The organism is Exiguobacterium sp. GL_137, from assembly GCF_057834585.1.
Map to the genome: position 1 here is coordinate 1293279 of NZ_CM174406.1, position 16275 is coordinate 1309553.

At 43.0% G+C, this 16275-nt stretch carries 15 protein-coding genes; 10 read left to right on the top strand and 5 right to left on the bottom strand.

Going from position 1 to position 16275, the window contains the following annotated elements; all coding sequences use genetic code 11:
* Nucleotides 1–648: 648 nt before the first annotated feature.
* Both AC3IRK_RS06665 and AC3IRK_RS06670 read right to left on the bottom strand, forming a co-directional pair.
* Nucleotides 649–1899: a hypothetical protein gene (locus AC3IRK_RS06665; RefSeq protein ID WP_489170557.1), complete on the bottom strand. Its 1251-nt coding sequence runs from the start codon at nt 1897–1899 to the stop codon at nt 649–651.
* A gap of 146 nt (nt 1900–2045) precedes the next feature.
* Nucleotides 2046–2372 carry an ABC transporter permease gene (locus tag AC3IRK_RS06670; protein ID WP_188004143.1) on the bottom strand — a complete coding sequence of 109 codons (327 nt, stop codon included), beginning with the start codon at nt 2370–2372 and terminating at the stop codon, nt 2046–2048.
* 161 nt (nt 2373–2533) lie between these two features.
* Between AC3IRK_RS06670 and AC3IRK_RS06675 the strand changes: the two genes are divergently transcribed.
* A complete protein-coding gene (locus AC3IRK_RS06675) occupies nt 2534–3148 on the top strand; it encodes an SMI1/KNR4 family protein (RefSeq protein ID WP_489170558.1) in 615 nt (204 codons plus the stop codon).
* A 36-nt stretch (nt 3149–3184) separates the two neighbouring features.
* Nucleotides 3185–3658, top strand: a complete 474-nt coding sequence (locus AC3IRK_RS06680; protein WP_489170559.1) for a GNAT family N-acetyltransferase — start codon at nt 3185–3187, stop codon at nt 3656–3658.
* Nucleotides 3659–4040: 382 nt separating this feature from the next.
* Here AC3IRK_RS06680 and AC3IRK_RS06685 read toward each other — a convergent pair whose 3' ends face one another.
* Nucleotides 4041–5834 carry a type I phosphomannose isomerase catalytic subunit gene (locus AC3IRK_RS06685; RefSeq protein ID WP_489170560.1) on the bottom strand — a complete coding sequence of 598 codons (1794 nt, stop codon included), beginning with the start codon at nt 5832–5834 and terminating at the stop codon, nt 4041–4043.
* A gap of 148 nt (nt 5835–5982) precedes the next feature.
* On the opposite strand from AC3IRK_RS06685, the gene AC3IRK_RS06690 reads away from it, so the two are divergent.
* The 5 genes from AC3IRK_RS06690 (at nt 5983) to AC3IRK_RS06710 (ending at nt 10229) form a co-directional block, all read left to right on the top strand.
* Nucleotides 5983–6279 (top strand): PTS sugar transporter subunit IIB, encoded by a 297-nt coding sequence (locus tag AC3IRK_RS06690; protein WP_131502825.1) that lies wholly within the window; start codon nt 5983–5985, stop codon nt 6277–6279.
* Nucleotides 6280–6284: 5 nt separating this feature from the next.
* Nucleotides 6285–6614 carry a PTS sugar transporter subunit IIA gene (locus AC3IRK_RS06695; RefSeq protein ID WP_165871650.1) on the top strand — a complete coding sequence of 110 codons (330 nt, stop codon included), beginning with the start codon at nt 6285–6287 and terminating at the stop codon, nt 6612–6614.
* 15 nt (nt 6615–6629) lie between these two features.
* Nucleotides 6630–7967: a PTS cellobiose transporter subunit IIC gene (celB, locus tag AC3IRK_RS06700; protein WP_131502823.1), complete on the top strand. Its 1338-nt coding sequence runs from the start codon at nt 6630–6632 to the stop codon at nt 7965–7967.
* Between the two features lie 29 nt (nt 7968–7996).
* Nucleotides 7997–9418, top strand: a complete 1422-nt coding sequence (locus tag AC3IRK_RS06705; protein WP_255508279.1) for a glycoside hydrolase family 1 protein — start codon at nt 7997–7999, stop codon at nt 9416–9418.
* Between the two features lie 82 nt (nt 9419–9500).
* Complete coding sequence (locus AC3IRK_RS06710; RefSeq protein WP_131972974.1) at nt 9501–10229, top strand: GntR family transcriptional regulator; 729 nt, start codon at nt 9501–9503, stop codon at nt 10227–10229.
* 672 nt (nt 10230–10901) lie between these two features.
* On the opposite strand, the gene AC3IRK_RS06715 is transcribed toward AC3IRK_RS06710, so the two are convergent.
* Complete coding sequence (locus AC3IRK_RS06715; protein ID WP_489170561.1) at nt 10902–11501, bottom strand: YesL family protein; 600 nt, start codon at nt 11499–11501, stop codon at nt 10902–10904.
* A 27-nt stretch (nt 11502–11528) separates the two neighbouring features.
* A complete protein-coding gene (locus AC3IRK_RS06720) occupies nt 11529–12653 on the bottom strand; it encodes a GntR family transcriptional regulator (RefSeq protein WP_131972972.1) in 1125 nt (374 codons plus the stop codon).
* A gap of 364 nt (nt 12654–13017) precedes the next feature.
* Here AC3IRK_RS06720 and AC3IRK_RS06725 point away from each other — a divergent pair, with 364 nt between their 5' ends.
* From AC3IRK_RS06725 to AC3IRK_RS06735, 3 genes are all read left to right on the top strand, one after another.
* A complete protein-coding gene (locus AC3IRK_RS06725) occupies nt 13018–14367 on the top strand; it encodes an ABC transporter substrate-binding protein (RefSeq protein WP_489170562.1) in 1350 nt (449 codons plus the stop codon).
* 68 nt (nt 14368–14435) lie between these two features.
* The gene (locus tag AC3IRK_RS06730; RefSeq protein ID WP_131972970.1) at nt 14436–15332 is read left to right on the top strand and encodes a carbohydrate ABC transporter permease; all 897 of its coding nucleotides are present in this window, start codon (nt 14436–14438) and stop codon (nt 15330–15332) included.
* Nucleotides 15333–15404: 72 nt separating this feature from the next.
* Complete coding sequence (locus AC3IRK_RS06735) at nt 15405–16247, top strand: carbohydrate ABC transporter permease (protein WP_131973272.1); 843 nt, start codon at nt 15405–15407, stop codon at nt 16245–16247.
* Nucleotides 16248–16275: the final 28 nt, after the last annotated feature.

Sequence of the window (16275 nt, forward strand, 5' to 3'; positions counted from 1 at the left end):
TGTCGTCCAATGAAGATGCGAACTGAGAAGCCATATTTCTCTTGTTGAATTCGTGTCAGTTCCTTGACGCTTTCACTCAATTTCGTCATCTTTGAGAATGGGTTCAGGTGATGGTCCGTGAAGTCCCATCCGTTTCATCCAAGAAAACAGAACGATCATGATGGCCCGGTAGGAGTTGATGGTCGATGCCTTGAGTCCTTTTTTGTCCCGCTCGATGAGTACACGCTGGGTATACGGTGGTGTGTGACTTTCTTCGATTAGAGTTCTTGAACTAAAGTAGCGGTATTCCCTTGACGATGTTTTGATACGAATGATAGGTCTTTTTCGCTTTGCTCAGGCGAACGTGTTTTTCCAAACAAACGACGAACAGGTCTTCCATACGACGCTTATTGATCATCTGACGGATGAAACCCTCTCGTCGTTTTCGGAGTTGGTCTGCCATCAAAAACTCGACTTTCTTCTTATGTTCAGACGAGTAGGCGAGTTGAACCCGTTTCCTAGTCTTGTCAAATCCCGGATTGATTCGTACTTTCCATCGGCCGTTTGGTTGCTTGGTGATTTTTATATTCTTATTCTCATCCTTTGACGTACATATGTTCTATTCTTAGTTATAAAAAAAGGCACTTGGGTGCCTTCAGTGTAATACGGTTAGTTCCCTTGTTCATCTGCGTTTTCTTTAAAATATTTGCTGTATGCCGAAACGTCAGGATGAGTGAGTTTCTCCATCATACTAAAGTTCTGTTTGATGGCACTCACGAGTTGTGCAGCATCCGGATAATCCTGTTTGTCGATGCTATAAAACTGTTGTTGAAGTTCCTCATAAATCTGATTCATTTCAGCTTGGTTAGTGGCAAGTTGTTCTGTCGTGGCGCCAATATCAGACGGTGTACTTGTTTGTTGTAACTTTGTGATTTCTTGACCAGTGTGATCCATCATTTCTTTCAAGCTGAATAGCGAAGACGATAGTGGGGCGGTGATGAGGTCCCCCTTCGTACCAACCATGACGCTAAGTTCTTCGATTTTGAAAGAGAGTTGATCGAATCCTTGCGTAATGATGAATGTACTATTGACGATGGCGGGAGCATCATATGAAATAGATTGTTCAGCTTCTGTTTGCGGTTCTTCCACTGCGTCTTCCGTGACTGGTTCCGCAACGATCGGTTTCTCTTTTTTCACGGAATCAGGTTGTTCTACTACATCATTCGTAGCACCATCTCGCATGTTGTAACGGGATTCATCCATGTTGTCGAAGTTGATAGGGGAGCGAATACCTTCACGTAACTTCTTATCGACATTCAAGAAGATGCCAGGATGTAGCCAGTACCCGTCTGCTTTTTGAAAATAACGCTTCCTATCAACCAGAACCATGTCCGTGAAGTTATCAAGATTCATCTGATCCAGTGTATTGCGGGTATAAAAAGATTTGAATACCGTATCTAACTTCTCATTCCCGTTATCGTCTGTCATCACGGTAGGGCGTTCAAAAGCGAATAAATCAAAGTTTTGGTTCGAATAAATATCCTCAATCAGGTTGATTGAATCATAGGCGTATTCTTCCAAAAGAGAATTGTCACTCCAAAATGCCGAATCTTTATAGGTCACAATCAATGCTTTATCTCGCACGACGACCTTATCAATATTCTCATCATACAATTTCAAGTCGTTCTCGATTGTGTCCGGCGCCGAGTTTTTCAAATCTGTACTTTTGATTTCTGGTTGCTTTTCAGCAGTTGTTTTTTTCTCATCAGCCACTTTGATTTCCTTCTTAGGTTCATCTGCGATTTTGCTTTGATTGTTTATAGCCCCTAAAAATGCACCAATCATCAGCACGACAAAGATTGCGATCAAAGTCCATTTCCCGTTAAGTGTAGAACGTTGCTTATCTAAACGTCTTTTCACGAAGTCCCTCCTTGTTCCATAAAATTAATTGAGTTAATTGTAAAATTGTTGTTTCTGAAAATAGAGACACTTTGTTCAATGAGTTTATACAGATTTATCTGTTCTTTAATTTAATAAGATAAATTCACTTCATATTTTTGTATTCATCATCGTTGATTTAGTTGACGTTTTCTAATGAAGTTCGTAATCACTATTACAAGACCGACAATAAAATAAAGGATTCCGTTACCAACGATAACGAATCCAATAAAAGCTGCTGAAAAAGCAGCCCCAAAACCCTCTCCGTCCGCACTATAGTCTATCTTTAAAAAGATAGAACCTGATATTAAAGCAATGATTGGTCCAAGAAATCCGATTATTAAACCGGATCCCCATAAGGGCATTTTACCTTTCCTGTATAAAAGAACAGCCGACAAATTTAATACGATTAAGCTTGATATTAGAACACTCCAAACTAGTCCATCACCACTCATTCAAAAACCTCCTTCCTTTTAAAAAAGGTAATATATGTATTTTTTATTGAGTTGATCATATCATAAACGCGAGAAGTTGGTATCTTTATTTCCAATTAAAGGTATAGAATGAAGAGAATGCTTTTATGTAGGAGCAGTTCGAAAATTGAGGAGGATATAAGATGAAACCGATTGAAAGAACCTTGACTTTGCTCAAACAAATGTTTAAAGATGAGCCGAGATTTATTATGGGAAGATACGGTAGAAACGGATGGGCAACTTGTAGTTTTAATAAACCTTTAACTTCTCAAGAAATTGAATCCTGCTTGTCTGAAGATAATTTTTCTTTACCGAAAGACTATAAACATTTTTTAACGTTGCATGATGGATGTGGCTTATTTAGAACTGAATCTGATCTAATCCTAGAATTGTTTTCTATTAAGGAAATGCTGGAAATGTCGGAAGAACACCATTCAGAAGACGGTCTCCTTTCAGACGGAAACTACTGGATCATAGGTCAAATAGATGAGAATTGGATTTTAATTGATAAAAATCAATGTACGGATGCAGAAGGATCCTTTAAAAAACCATATATCACAGTTGTGCATCCATCAGATGGTCTCGATATGGCGGTTCCATTAAATTTAAATTTCGAATGTTTTTTAGAACGCGCTATTATTGCCCAAGGCGAATACTTTTGGGAGTGGTTAGAAGACACTGAGCTAACTGTAATATACGATGATGCTTCTACATATGAAGAAGTTGACGAAACACTTTACCTTGAAAATAAAAAATAAAGCATTCTGAGTGATTTTAAAAAAGGAGAATGTATGATGACCTATACCTTTTTACCGCTGACGCAAAATCAGGCGGAACAGATTGCCTATGACTGGACATACGAGGGTGACTTTGCCTTCTACGATATGCCGAACGACCAAGAAGACTTGGCGGAATTTCTCGATCCCAATCAACGGACGGAACATTATTATGCGGTGATGAATGGAACACAACTAATCGGATTTTTTGTATTTGAGCTCGGACAGGACATCCTTGATGTGGCACTGGGGATGCGTCCGGATTTGACGGGGCAGGGGAACGGTACAACGTTTTTAGAAAGCGGTCTTGCCTTTGCGATCGAGAAATATCAACCACATCAAATCGAATTAGCCGTCGCGACGTTTAACGAACGGGCAATCCGGCTGTACACAAAAAGCGGTTTTGAGCCGGTCGAACGGTTTCAGCAGGAAACGAACGGCGGAAGTTATGAATTCGTCAAAATGCGTCTACACACAGGAATGATGAAATAAAATCAAACAGCTGATGATTTTTTATGATGCCGCGGGTTTTGATTTTGTTGGGAACTTTACGGAGCATTCTTTTCAAGAGATAGAAATCATCGATGACTAAAACTGATTCAAATACGATCTATTGAGGTCAGGAAGTATCGTGGGTAGTCTGATTGCTTTTGCATTCTATAGTTCGAAGAAGATGTTGAAGAACTGAACTACCAAATGCATTCACTGCCATAACAAAGGAAAATTCAGTCTACATATTTCCTAAAAGAGGAGCCTTCACATGAAATTGATGTGCAGGCTCCTCTTTTTTAGATTCCTAAATAAAAACAATCAGCGAAAGTTCTAATAAAGAGGACATCTTTGAGATGAAAAAGTCTGTGGGGTAGTGGACGAATTAATCGATATATGCCGCCCCGATGACTCCTGCATGACCCTCCAGCGTCGCGAGACGAATGTCGATATTTGATCGGAGCGCCGGATAAACCAGTCCGCTGACTGCTTCAAGCAACTGCTCCCAATACAAATCGGCTGATCCGGTAACACCGCCGCCGATGACAATGACATCTGGATCAATCGTGTGGATGATATTGGCGAGTCCTGTCGCCAGGTGGTTGATGAAACGAGTCCGTTCCTGTGGGTCCTCGAGTAACAGTTCGATAGACGACGCCCGCTTTTCTAAAGCACGTGATTGAAGAGCTGTGCCGCTGGCTAGTCCTTCAAGCGAACCGGCATTAAGCACAGGATGAACCGGACCGGATGAATCGATGATCGTATTGCCGATTTCTCCAGCATACCCATGTGCCCCGCGGATGAGTTTTTTCTCATAAACATATCCGCCTCCGATCCCTGTGCTGACCGTCACGTAATAGACAGAAGAGTACGGTTGACCCGCTCCGAACAATGCTTCGCCGAGTGCTGCGGCATTCGCATCATTCTCAAGCGACACCGGGATGTCGAACATCGAGGATAGAGGGGTGACGAGATCGACGTCATCCCAACCCGGCAGATTCGGAGGAGACAGGAGATGGCCGGTCTTGGTATCGAGCGGACCAGGTGCGGCGATACCGATTGTCGTCAGCTGGAATTCGTCCGAGAACAGTTGAATGGCTTGTTTGATGTGAGAGATAGTTTGTTCCGGACCGGCTGCCGGACGTGTCGGAAATGACAGCTGTTTGATGATGGTATCCTGATCGACGACGGCGACCCGTGTTCGAGTGCCACCTAAATCGATACCGATCCGGAGCGGACGTGTTATTTTTAGTGCGGGACCGGTGACGATCAGAAGTCCTGTTCCAGAGACGGTATGCTCGCTGTTGGCGGGTAAGAGGACCGTTGTGCCGACTGATAAGTTGACACCATTCAGTTCGATCGTTCCTTCAATGACCGTAATGATCTGGAACAAAGGGGATGACTCCAAGGTATGTGTCTGGCGGATGGTCCATTCTTCGACGAAGAAATCAGGTGTCTGCGTCAGTCTTTTGCGGAATGGAGATAGAACGACAGGCGGCTCCGCGTAGTGAAAATGCGGGAAACGGATGACACGTCGGGCTTGCTCGAGATGAAGAGGACGTTTCACTCCTGTCACAGGATCAAGACGATCATAATCATACAGCCGGTATGTCGTATCTGAACTTTGCTGGATTTCAAGGACGACGCAGCCTTTCGTCAAAGCATGGACCGTTCCGGCCGGGACATAGAAGAAGTCACCTTTTGATATCGGGACGTGTTTCAGCGATTGGACTAAGGTTCCCTGGTCGATTGCCGTATCAAACTCGGATGGTGAGGACAGGGAATGACCATAGATGAGCGTGGCATTCTCTGGACAATCGATGATGTACCAACATTCATTCTTACCGAACGGCTGGTCTTCATAGCGTCTGGCATCTGAATCGGTCGGATGGACTTGGACGGATAAATCCGTCGAGGCATCAATCCACTTCAACAAAAGCGGGAAGTCGGAGTCCGTCTCCCTTCCGAATATTTCAGGGTGGTTTGACCATAATTCTTCCAGTGTCATGCCTGCCATCGGACCGGAGCGGACGGTCGTCATACCGTTCGGATGACTGGCGAGCGTCCAGACTTCGCCTGTCCGTTGCTCATCTGAAATGGAAAACCCATACTGTTGAAGCTTCTGACCACCCCATATCCGCTCTTTTACGATGGGTTCAAAAAAAATCGGTTTCTGCATGCTTCATTCCTCCTTCAATCTGTTTTCAATGACAACTCTACACTTTTGATAAATAAAAATAAACAAAATAATTATCAAGTATAGACATGGTTTTGAAAATCCGTATAATCAAATGTGTAAGCGATTTCAAAAAAGGAGGAAATATCAAATGAAAAAAATTATGTTGGCGTGCAGCTCGGGAATGTCGACGAGTATCCTGGTATCGAAAATGCAGGAACATGCGAAGGGAATCGGAGAAGAAGCCAAGATTTGGGCAGTGGGTCAAGATCAGGCATTGAAGGAGATCGACGGTGCTGATGTCATTCTGATCGGACCTCAAATGCGCTTTTTATTATCGAAATTTCAAAAGGCGACAGATAAGCCGGTCGAAGTGATCGATATGATGGCATATGGAATGGCTGACGGAAAAGCGGCGTACGAACAAGCCGTAAAATTAATGGGGTGAACAATATGCCGACAAATGAACAGACGATCGAACAAGTAGCGTTCATGATGATTTTGCACAGCGGGAATGCACGAAGCACAATCCGCGAAGCCATCGAAGTATACAAAGAGGGCACTTTTGAAGAGTTTGATCAATTACTGACTAGTGCACGTTCGCAACTGCAGGAAGCGCACCAGGTTCACTTCAGCCAAGTCCAAAAGGAAGCGAATGGTGAACCGACGACGTTATCTCTTCTCTTGTTGCATGCAGAAGACCATTTGATGTCGACACAGACGATGCTTGATTTAACCTCAGGGCTCATTGAGCTCATGGAACATAAGTTTTCTAAAAAATAATAAGGAGTGTTTGAGATGACTGAGAATAGTAAGTGGTTCGACCTGTTGAGTCGTTTCCTGATGCCGATGGCGGCATTTTTGAATAACAGTCGTTACCTGCAAACGTTACGTGATGCGTTCATGCTTGCTTTTCCGATTACGATGTTCGGTTCGTTGATCGTCGTCGTCGCCAATCTGCCGTTTCTTGATAAGTTCATGTCTCCCGGCGTACTCGATGCCTTCAAGACGTCACTCGGAAATGCACCGTCCGCGACGATGGGAATCATGTCATTGTTTGTGGTGTTTGGAATTGGCTATTATCTTTCTAAAAGTTACGAAGTTGAAGCCGTATTCGGTGGTGTCATCGCTTTAGTCTCGTTCTTATTACTTACTCCGTTTTTTGTTTCAGTTGAAAATGTCACAGGTCCGGTCGGAAACGTCATTCCACTCGACCGTTTAGGTGCGAAAGGCATGTTCCTTGCCATGATCACCGGATTCTTGGCAGGAGAAATCTACCGCTTCGTCGTCCAAAAGAACTGGACGATCAAAATGCCGGCCGGCGTACCGACCGCGGTCGCCAAATCGTTTTCGGCCCTCGTTCCAGCCTTGTTGACCCTCACGATTTTCCTCGGGATCAACATTGCAGTCACTTCTATTTTGAACACGAACTTACATGACCTTATCTTTGATCTCGTTCAAAAGCCGCTCGTCAATCTAGGAAATGGACTCGTCCCGACCTTGATCGCGATTTTCTTTGTCCAGCTGTTTTGGTTTTTCGGTCTGCATGGTCAGGTCATCGTCAACTCGGTGATGGACCCGATTTGGAACACGCTGTCTCTCGAAAACCTGAACGCCTACACATCGAACGGAGAAATTCCGAACATCATCAGCAAACAGTTTATCGAGATCTATACCGTCGGGATCGGCGGATCAGGTTCGACATTGGCTGTTGTCGTCGCCATCCTGTTGTTCATGCGCTCCAAACAATTGAAACAAATCGGGAAGCTGTCGATTGGACCGGGTGTCTTCAACGTCAATGAACCGATGATTTTCGGACTCCCGATCGTCATGAATCCACTCATCATGATTCCGTGGATCGTCGCACCGCTGATTACTGTCACCGTGACGTACTTCGCCATGTCATCCGGTCTCGTTCCTCCTCCGACCGGTGTCGCCGTTCCGTGGACCGTTCCGATGTTCATCAGTGGAATGATGGCGACGAATTCCCTTGCCGGCGGGTTATTACAGCTCGTCAACTTCGCCATCATCATGGCCGTATGGTTCCCGTTCCTCGTTTTCATCGATCGTCTGAACCTGAAGAAGGAAAGAGAAGAAGAAAAGGCTACACAAGAGAAGGACCAACAAATCGGTTAAGTGAAGACTACAGATAGGATGTGCATACGATGAATCAGATTGAAAATATGACCGGACGGACAAAAAAATATACCTTCCCGACTGACTTTTGGTGGGGAACGGCTGCTTCCGCAACGCAAATGGAAGGTGCCGCTGATGAAGCGGGGAAAGGCCCGAACATTTGGGACTATTGGTACGAACAGGAACCGAATCGCTTCTTTGACGGCGTTGGGGCCACGGTAGCTTCGAACTTCTATCATCAGTATGAGGAAGACATCGCCCTGATGAAGGAACTGGGACACAACTCTTTCCGTATGTCGATCTCCTGGTCCCGGCTGTTCCCGACAGGTGAAGGGGACATCAATCCGTTGGCCGTGGATTTCTATAATCGTGTCATCGATGAGCTGATCGAGGCAGGCATTGAACCTTTCGTCAATCTCTATCATTTCGATATGCCGCTTGCGTTACAGCAGAAAGGTGGCTGGGAGAGCCGGGACGTCGTCCTGCATTTTGTCGACTATGCTAAGAAATGCTTTGATTTGTTCGGGGATCGCGTGGCGAAATGGTTCACACATAACGAACCGATCGTCCCGGTCGAGGGTGGATATTTATATGATTTCCACTATCCGAACGTGGTGGACTTCAAAAGAGCCGTTCAGGTCGCGTATCATTCGATCCTGTCAAGTGCGCTGGCGATCAAGGCGTATAAGGATTCAGATCAGGCGGGCAAGATTGGTATCATTCTGAACCTGACGCCTTCTTATCCGAGAAGTCAGAATGAGGCGGACGTCCAAGCTGCTCATTTGGCGGACATCCTGTTCAACCGCTCCTTCCTGGATCCGTCCGTCTTAGGCAGCTTCCCGCAGGAATTGGTCAAACTGTTAGAAGAACAGGACGCTTTACCGGTCATGGAAGAAACGGACCGGCAGATGATTGCGACGTATACGGTCGACCTGCTCGGTATCAACTATTACCAGCCAAGACGCATCAAAGTGAAGGAGCATCTTCCGAATCCGGCGGCTCCATTCATGCCGGAGCATCTGTTCGATTATTATGAGATGCCGGGACGTAAAATGAACCGTCACCGGGGATGGGAAATCTACGAGAAGGGTGTCTATGACATCTTGACGAACTTGCGTGAGAACTATGGAAACATCGAGTGCTTCATTTCGGAGAACGGCATGGGCGTCGAGGGGGAAGAACGGTATCGTGATGCGGACGGAAGCATTCAGGATGATTACCGGATTGATTTCATCGCGGAGCATCTCAAGTGGGTGCATCTTGCCTTACAGGAAGGTTCGAACGTCAAAGGGTATCATCTCTGGACGTTCATGGACAACTGGTCATGGAGCAACGCCTATAAAAACCGCTATGGTTTTGTCGGGGTAGATCTGTCCAGTCAGACGAGAACGGTCAAAAAGAGTGGGCATTGGTTCAAGCATTTGATTGAAGAGAACGGATTCGTAAAATGAGGAAAGATAATCAGGGTATATCTAGCCCTGATTATCTTTTTTTGTTATATTGTTCTTATATGTCTATACATGGGGTGGAATCATGTCTACAAAAAAGAAACCAAAATATGAAAAAATCGCAGATGAGTTACGCAAACGGATTCTTAACGGAGGTTATGATGTCGAAGAGGCGATGCCGGACGAGATTCAATTAGCCGAGGAATTCGAGGTCAGCCGGATGACGATGAAACGCGCATTGGAGATCTTAGTACTCGAAGGCATCATCTACCGGCAACGAGGACAAGGAACGTTCATCCTGCCGTCGAGCTTTTCGCAGGGAAGAATCAATGTATTGAACAAAGAATCGCAGGGCTTAACAAAGCTGCTTGGCGAACGGGCAGTCAAGAGTGAGGTCTTGCAGTTCGAGGTCCGTTTTCCGGAAGCGGAAGTTGCGCGTCACCTGATGATTGAAAAGACGGATCCGGTCTACGAGATCCGACGTGTCCGTTACGTAGAAGAAGAACCATATGTCATTGAACATACGTTCATGCCTTCTTCACTGATCACCGGATTGACGAAAGAAATTCTGGATACTTCAATTTACCGGTATATTCAGGAAGAGCTTGGGTACACGATCACTAGCTCACACAAGATGATTCGCGCAGACAAACCGAATCAGTGGGACCGTGAATACCTCGGGAACGAAGAGACCGATCCTGTGATTGAAGTCGAACAAGTCGTCTTTCTCGGAAACGGAAAACCGTTCGAGTATTCATTTTCGAGGCACCGGTATGACAAGTTTGTCTTTACGTCTGTTCACATCGGTCGATAAAAATAAAAACACAAATGTATTGTGAAAAATTTAATTCTTATTTGAGGGTTATTAGAAAAATAACGGTAGGAATTAATAATGAAGTGATTATATTTTTCGGGTGGAACATAATTACCCCCTCCTTCCTGATTGATGAACTGAACCTTGAATGGTGGACACTTGATAAAAGCCCCCATTTAGTGTTCAGTTCAGAATGGGGCTTAGCTGGGGAAAAAATGATATTTGGTGAAAATGAAGGGAATTATTCTTGGTATTTTGATTTTTGATGAAAACTTGAAAATCCAAAAGTATGGTGTTTAGAAATCTCTGACGAGACTGCACATTTTGTAACAGAATCTTTTGAAGAACTACTACCAAATCTCGAAAAACGAGATAACGATGTTGAGCTATTATACGACGATGTATTTGCGGACTATCCTAGTATGGATGAAATTCGAGAAACAATTAAAGGAAATGATGAGGATGCCCGATTCGAAGCGAACAAAAAACGCTTTTTCTTGATAAAGAAAAGAATGACTACTTTGTCTTCAATCTGAAACACCTCCGATACTAGTACTTTTAAAAGTACTAGTATCGGAGGTGTTTCATGTTATCTCATAAATTTAGATTATCCTAATTGCAATAAAAAGGGAATTTTTCTTTTCTCTTCGTTAAAATTTAAAAATACATTTTTTATGTTTTCGATAATGTACAATTTAATTGATGAAGATACAACTTTGTTGTAAAAAACATAATAAAAGAGAAACCAAACAATAGGTAGAGAGGTGATTGATATGCCAGGACACCTAATGTTGCTAGTAAGAGGAAAGCAAGCAATAAAACGTGCACGTAACGAATAGTGCTAAAGAAAGCTAACTTCAAGACATCGATTTTTTTCATTTCAAAATGTGACAAAATCGGGAAAAGAAATAGAGAAAGAGCACAAAAGACCAAGCTAACGACGATGAGACCCGTAAATAGAATAGTCTGACCCGAGTTAATCTGAAGAATGATCAAGAAATCGAATATCAAGAACAACGCTATACACGTCCATACGATTCCGAATTTAAAATGCTGTTGCGTCGCTTCTTTAAAAAAATGAACGTATGAACGAAACACACTATAATCTTGATGAATGGACCACTGCCGAGCTACTGAGGTCAGAGCATACAGAGCTGGAAATATCGTAAAGACGGGTAATAGGGTTAACAGAAAAATGAAATTTAATTGTACGAGCCCAGTGACGAATTCAAGCAACTGAAATAATTTACTTTGTTCATGTTTTAAATTCATAATGGCCTCCTTGAAATTTCCATAAAATTAACCTAATTTGGATTCGAGACGATTGAAGGGTGCTGTCGAATTCCGAATGATAAGCTCAGGTTCATAGATGTGAGAGGGTGGAGCCTCCTGTTTTTCGACTGCAGCGATAATCCATTCTGCTGCTGCGCGGCCTAATTCTTGCTTAGGATGAAGGACTGACGTGAGCTTTACTTCTGTCGCGACCGCAAGAATCGAGTCATCATATCCGACGAGCGAGATATCTTGTGGCACTGATAAATGTAACTTTCGTAACTGATCCAATACGCTTAATGCAAGTTGATCATTGTAGCAAACAACAGCACTCGGTCTTTCTTCCGCATTCTCAAAAAAATATCCAATCGAGTCATAGAAACTCGGAACCATGTCTTCTGTTGTATAGGTAACGATCAGCTCTGGTTCTAAAGGAAGACCGTATTCACGAAATGCTCGGATGAAACCACTCATTCGATGGACACCCTGTAAATCATCTGTTTTGAATAGACCTAGGATTCGTTCATGTCCGAGTTTAATCAAATGTTCCGCCGCTAAAAATCCACCTTTTTCGTCATCCATTATGAGGTGAGCAGGTACCAATTGTGAATAGAACTGATTGATCATGAGGTAAGGTATATGTTGCTGTTCTAGTTCCAAATAATACTTAATATTTGGATTATAGTTACTACTCTTCGTTGGTTCGACAATCAAACCGTCGATTTGACGATCAATCATCATTTCAAGGCATTGACGTTCTCTTTCTACATCATTATCTGTACACGATAAGGTTAACGTATAACCTTTAGAGGCTAAGTGTGATTCTATCCCACGGATGATGGAGGGAAAAATATAATCTGACATATAGGTCGTGATGACGCCGATGTTTTTTCCATTACTTATTCGTTCAATGGTTTCCGGAATGGGATTCGGTAACACATGGGAACAATAAGTTCCTGAACCTTGTTCGCGATAAAGATAGCCTTCATTGACAAGCTCACCGACAGCTTGTCGAATCGTATGTCGACTTACTCCGAAAGAGTGGACCAGTTCACTTTCCGGAGGAATTTTTTCGCCTGGTTTTACTGTTCCATCATTTATCCAATTAAGAATATGATCTTTGACCATACTGTACTTTGTACGTTGTGCCATGAGGCGTCCCTGCTTTCTTTCTTGTACCGGTATCAACTCATCCGTACAAGACATGATATTAACTTCATAGTAGCAAATAATTGTATGGTTTGCTACGAATATAAAGAAATAAACCAGATTTGTTGAATATATGTACGTACAAAAAAGGAAAAAATGACAAAAATCAAATTGACATGTTCAAATCCATGTAATAGACTCAAGTTGTGTAGAAAACGCTTTCATTACCGTTATGAAAGCTTTTTAGTCGATTTAAGTATAATGTTGTGTGGGCTTCGTTATACATCTATTACTTTTTATTAATTAAATATGTACGTACATCTTAGTTTTTTTGAATCCGAAAAATTAATCAATGGAGGAATTGACGATGAATCGTAAATCAAAAAAGATGTTTGCGTTAACGATGACTGCCCTCATGACAACTTCTATCGCACTTGCTGGTTGTTCAGGAGACGGAAAGAGCGCCGATGGAAAAGTGGAACTGACATTCATGTTCCGTGGAAATCCTGAAGAATTAAAAGCCTATAAAGCGACAGTTAAGCGATTTGAAGAAGCACATAAAGATGTCAAAGTAACGATGGTTCAGACGGCCCCCGATCAATATGATACAAAATTAAAATCTGCTATTGCGGGACGCAAAGTACCTGACGTCTTCTTCTATAATCCAGCGCAAGTCAAAGCGTATGTAAACTCGGGTGTGCTATTAGATATTACAAAAGACGTCGAAGGTTCAAAAGACATCAAATTAGAAGACATCTGGCAAAAAGGTGTTGATAAGTACCGTTATGATGGAAAAGCCCTTGGTAAAGGTGCGATTTACGGGCTACCGAAGGACTTAGGACCTTTTGCACTTGGTTATAACAAGACGATGTTTGAGAAAGAGAATGTTCCACTTCCGGATAAAGATAAACCCTATACATGGGATGAATTTGTGAAAGTAGCTAAAAAATTGACGAAAGATACGAATGGCGACGGAAAGATGGATCAGTATGGTACTGGTTTTAATGCGAACTGGGCACTACAACCGTTCGTTTGGAGCAACGGTGCAGATTGGATCAATGAAGAGGGAACAAAGGTGACGATCGACGACCCGAAATTTATCGAGGCCTTGCAATTCTTCGTCGACCAACAAGTGAAACATAAAATTACGCCTTCTATCGGTGAGACGCAAACACTGGATACGTATCAACGTTGGATGAAGGGGCAACTCGCGTTCTTCCCAGTCGGGCCGTGGGATATGGCAGCGTTTAAAGATCAATTGAAATTTGAGTATGATCTACTTCCTTGGCCAGCGGGATCAACGGGTAAGGCATCTGGTTGGGTCGGTTCGCTCGGTATCGGTGTCGGATCTACGACGAAACACCAAAAAGAAGCGACTGAATTAGCCATGTACTTATCGGCTGATCAGGAAGGACAACAGGCATTAGTCGATGCACAAGTCCAGTTGCCAAATAGCATGGAGATTGCAAAAGACTGGGTGGAGGACACATCCATCCAACCAAAGAACAAAGAAGAGTTCTTAGACTTGATCAATGATTACGGTCGTGGTTTCCCAGCCGAGAAAACGTACACAGCAGAATGGTACGACGAGTTCTTTAAAAACATCCAACCTGTCCTTGATGGTAAAACATCAGTCGAAGACTATGTAAAGAAAGAGCAACCAAAAATGCAGAAGTTGCTGGATGCTGCCATCGCACAAGAGAAACAGGCGAACTGATCAAAGGTTTTAGAAAGGGTGGTGTTTATCACCACCTGACCCTTTGACGTGGAAAGGATGGAAGAACGATGAAAACAAAAACGATTTCTAAGTTATATCGAACCGAGCAACGTTATGCCTACTTGTTTGTTGCAGCGCCAGTCATTGGATTCTTTCTTTTCGCATTATTGCCATTGATGTACTCCTTCTATGGCGCATTCACCAATTGGAATGGACTTGGACAAATGAAATTCATTGGTCTAGAGAACTTCATTAATTTGTTCCAAGATGAGTATTTCTATAAGTCGATGTATAACACGCTCTTCATGATGCTTGGTATTCCAATCGGGATCGTACTCGCTCTCATGCTCGCTTTAGCACTGAATCGCGGAATTTTTGGCACGAATACCTTCCGAGTCATTTACTACATCCCCGTCATTTCCTCTATTGCTGCTGTTTCGATTTTATGGCAGTGGGCGTATAACGGAGATTACGGTCTAGTAAATCAGTTCTTAGATCTGATTGGTATTGACGGTCCGAATTGGCTACAAAATACAAATACGGTCAAACCAGCATTGATTGTCATGGCCATCTGGAAAGGGTTAGGCTATACGATGCTCCTTTATTTGGCGGCATTGCAAAGTGTACCTAAATCCTACTATGAAGCAGCGAAATTAGATGGTGCGAATGCGTGGCACTGTTTTTGGTACATCACTCTCCCGATGGTCAAGCCTGTGACATTCTTCATTATCGTGACAAACATTATCGGTGGTGCTCAAATCTTTACGGAAATTAACGTCATGACGCCAACGGGTGGACCGGAGTATTCTTCTGCTTCTGCTGTCTTTTATATTTGGCAAAAGTCGTTCGGGAACTTCCAGTTGGGATATGCTTCGGCGATGGCACTTGTGCTAGGTCTCTTTATCTTCATCATCACGCTACTTCAATTCCGGATGAACGAAAAATCATCATTCGACATCGATTAAGCAACTAGCACCTTGGAAAGGAGAATAACCATGCAGTTAGCTCTTACGCGTAAAAAAGAAAACGTGGAGAAGATGTCAGTAAAGAAAAAGGATCGGATTACGGATGTCTTTGTCTTTGTCTTCTTAACGATGGGAGCGGTCGTCATGATCGCACCGTTACTTTGGATGGTATCGACATCCTTGAAGTCGAAAGAAGAGGTATTTTCGCTTCCACCGGTATGGATTCCGACTGACATATCGTTTAATAAGTATTTTGAGATTTGGAATATGGGTCCACTCTTATCAGGGATATCAAACAGTTTAATTGTTGCGTTGTCTGTCACGATCGTAGGAACATTTACTTCAAGCTTAGCAGCGTTCGCTTTTGCTAAATTGAATTTTAGAGGGAAAAATAAAATCTTTCTACTTTTGTTCGCCTCAGTCATGATTCCATACCCGGTCCTGATGATTCCACAGTTTATGATGTTCTCGAATATTGGATGGGTCGATACATTACTGCCGCTGATTGTACCTGGATTGTTTGGAAACATCTTCATGATTTTCTTCTTGCGTCAATTCTTGAACAGCATTCCGAACTCAATTATCGAAGCAGCTAAAATCGATGGTTGTTCGTATTTCCAAATCTTCTATAAAATCATCTTTCCACTGATCAAGCCCGCTGTAGCGGCACAATTGATTCTTTGGTTTATGGCCATTTGGAATGATTATCTAGGTCCAATTCTATATCTGAATTCACCTGAGAAACAAACGCTTCAACTGGTTATTGCAAATTTCAATGCATCTTATGCAATTCAAAGTGATTATCCATTAATCATGGCTGCATCCGTTGTGGCATTACTCCCGATGTTAATCGTCTTCATGATATTTCAAAAACAGATCATCGAGTCGATTGCTATTTCTGGTGTGAAGGGCTGAGGTGTATAGAGAGAAGAACACCCGTCTT

Coding starts and splice junctions, on each gene's coding strand:
- AC3IRK_RS06670 (WP_188004143.1), bottom strand. CDS start 2,372: ATGAGTGGTGATGGACTAGTTTGGAGTGTTCTAATATCAAGCTTAATC.
- AC3IRK_RS06675 (WP_489170558.1), top strand. CDS start 2,534: ATGAAACCGATTGAAAGAACCTTGACTTTGCTCAAACAAATGTTTAAA.
- AC3IRK_RS06680 (WP_489170559.1), top strand. CDS start 3,185: ATGACCTATACCTTTTTACCGCTGACGCAAAATCAGGCGGAACAGATT.
- AC3IRK_RS06685 (WP_489170560.1), bottom strand. CDS start 5,834: ATGCAGAAACCGATTTTTTTTGAACCCATCGTAAAAGAGCGGATATGG.
- AC3IRK_RS06690 (WP_131502825.1), top strand. CDS start 5,983: ATGAAAAAAATTATGTTGGCGTGCAGCTCGGGAATGTCGACGAGTATC.
- AC3IRK_RS06695 (WP_165871650.1), top strand. CDS start 6,285: ATGCCGACAAATGAACAGACGATCGAACAAGTAGCGTTCATGATGATT.
- celB (WP_131502823.1), top strand. CDS start 6,630: ATGACTGAGAATAGTAAGTGGTTCGACCTGTTGAGTCGTTTCCTGATG.
- AC3IRK_RS06705 (WP_255508279.1), top strand. CDS start 7,997: ATGAATCAGATTGAAAATATGACCGGACGGACAAAAAAATATACCTTC.
- AC3IRK_RS06710 (WP_131972974.1), top strand. CDS start 9,501: ATGTCTACAAAAAAGAAACCAAAATATGAAAAAATCGCAGATGAGTTA.
- AC3IRK_RS06715 (WP_489170561.1), bottom strand. CDS start 11,501: ATGAATTTAAAACATGAACAAAGTAAATTATTTCAGTTGCTTGAATTC.
- AC3IRK_RS06720 (WP_131972972.1), bottom strand. CDS start 12,653: ATGGCACAACGTACAAAGTACAGTATGGTCAAAGATCATATTCTTAAT.
- AC3IRK_RS06725 (WP_489170562.1), top strand. CDS start 13,018: ATGAATCGTAAATCAAAAAAGATGTTTGCGTTAACGATGACTGCCCTC.
- AC3IRK_RS06730 (WP_131972970.1), top strand. CDS start 14,436: ATGAAAACAAAAACGATTTCTAAGTTATATCGAACCGAGCAACGTTAT.
- AC3IRK_RS06735 (WP_131973272.1), top strand. CDS start 15,405: ATGTCAGTAAAGAAAAAGGATCGGATTACGGATGTCTTTGTCTTTGTC.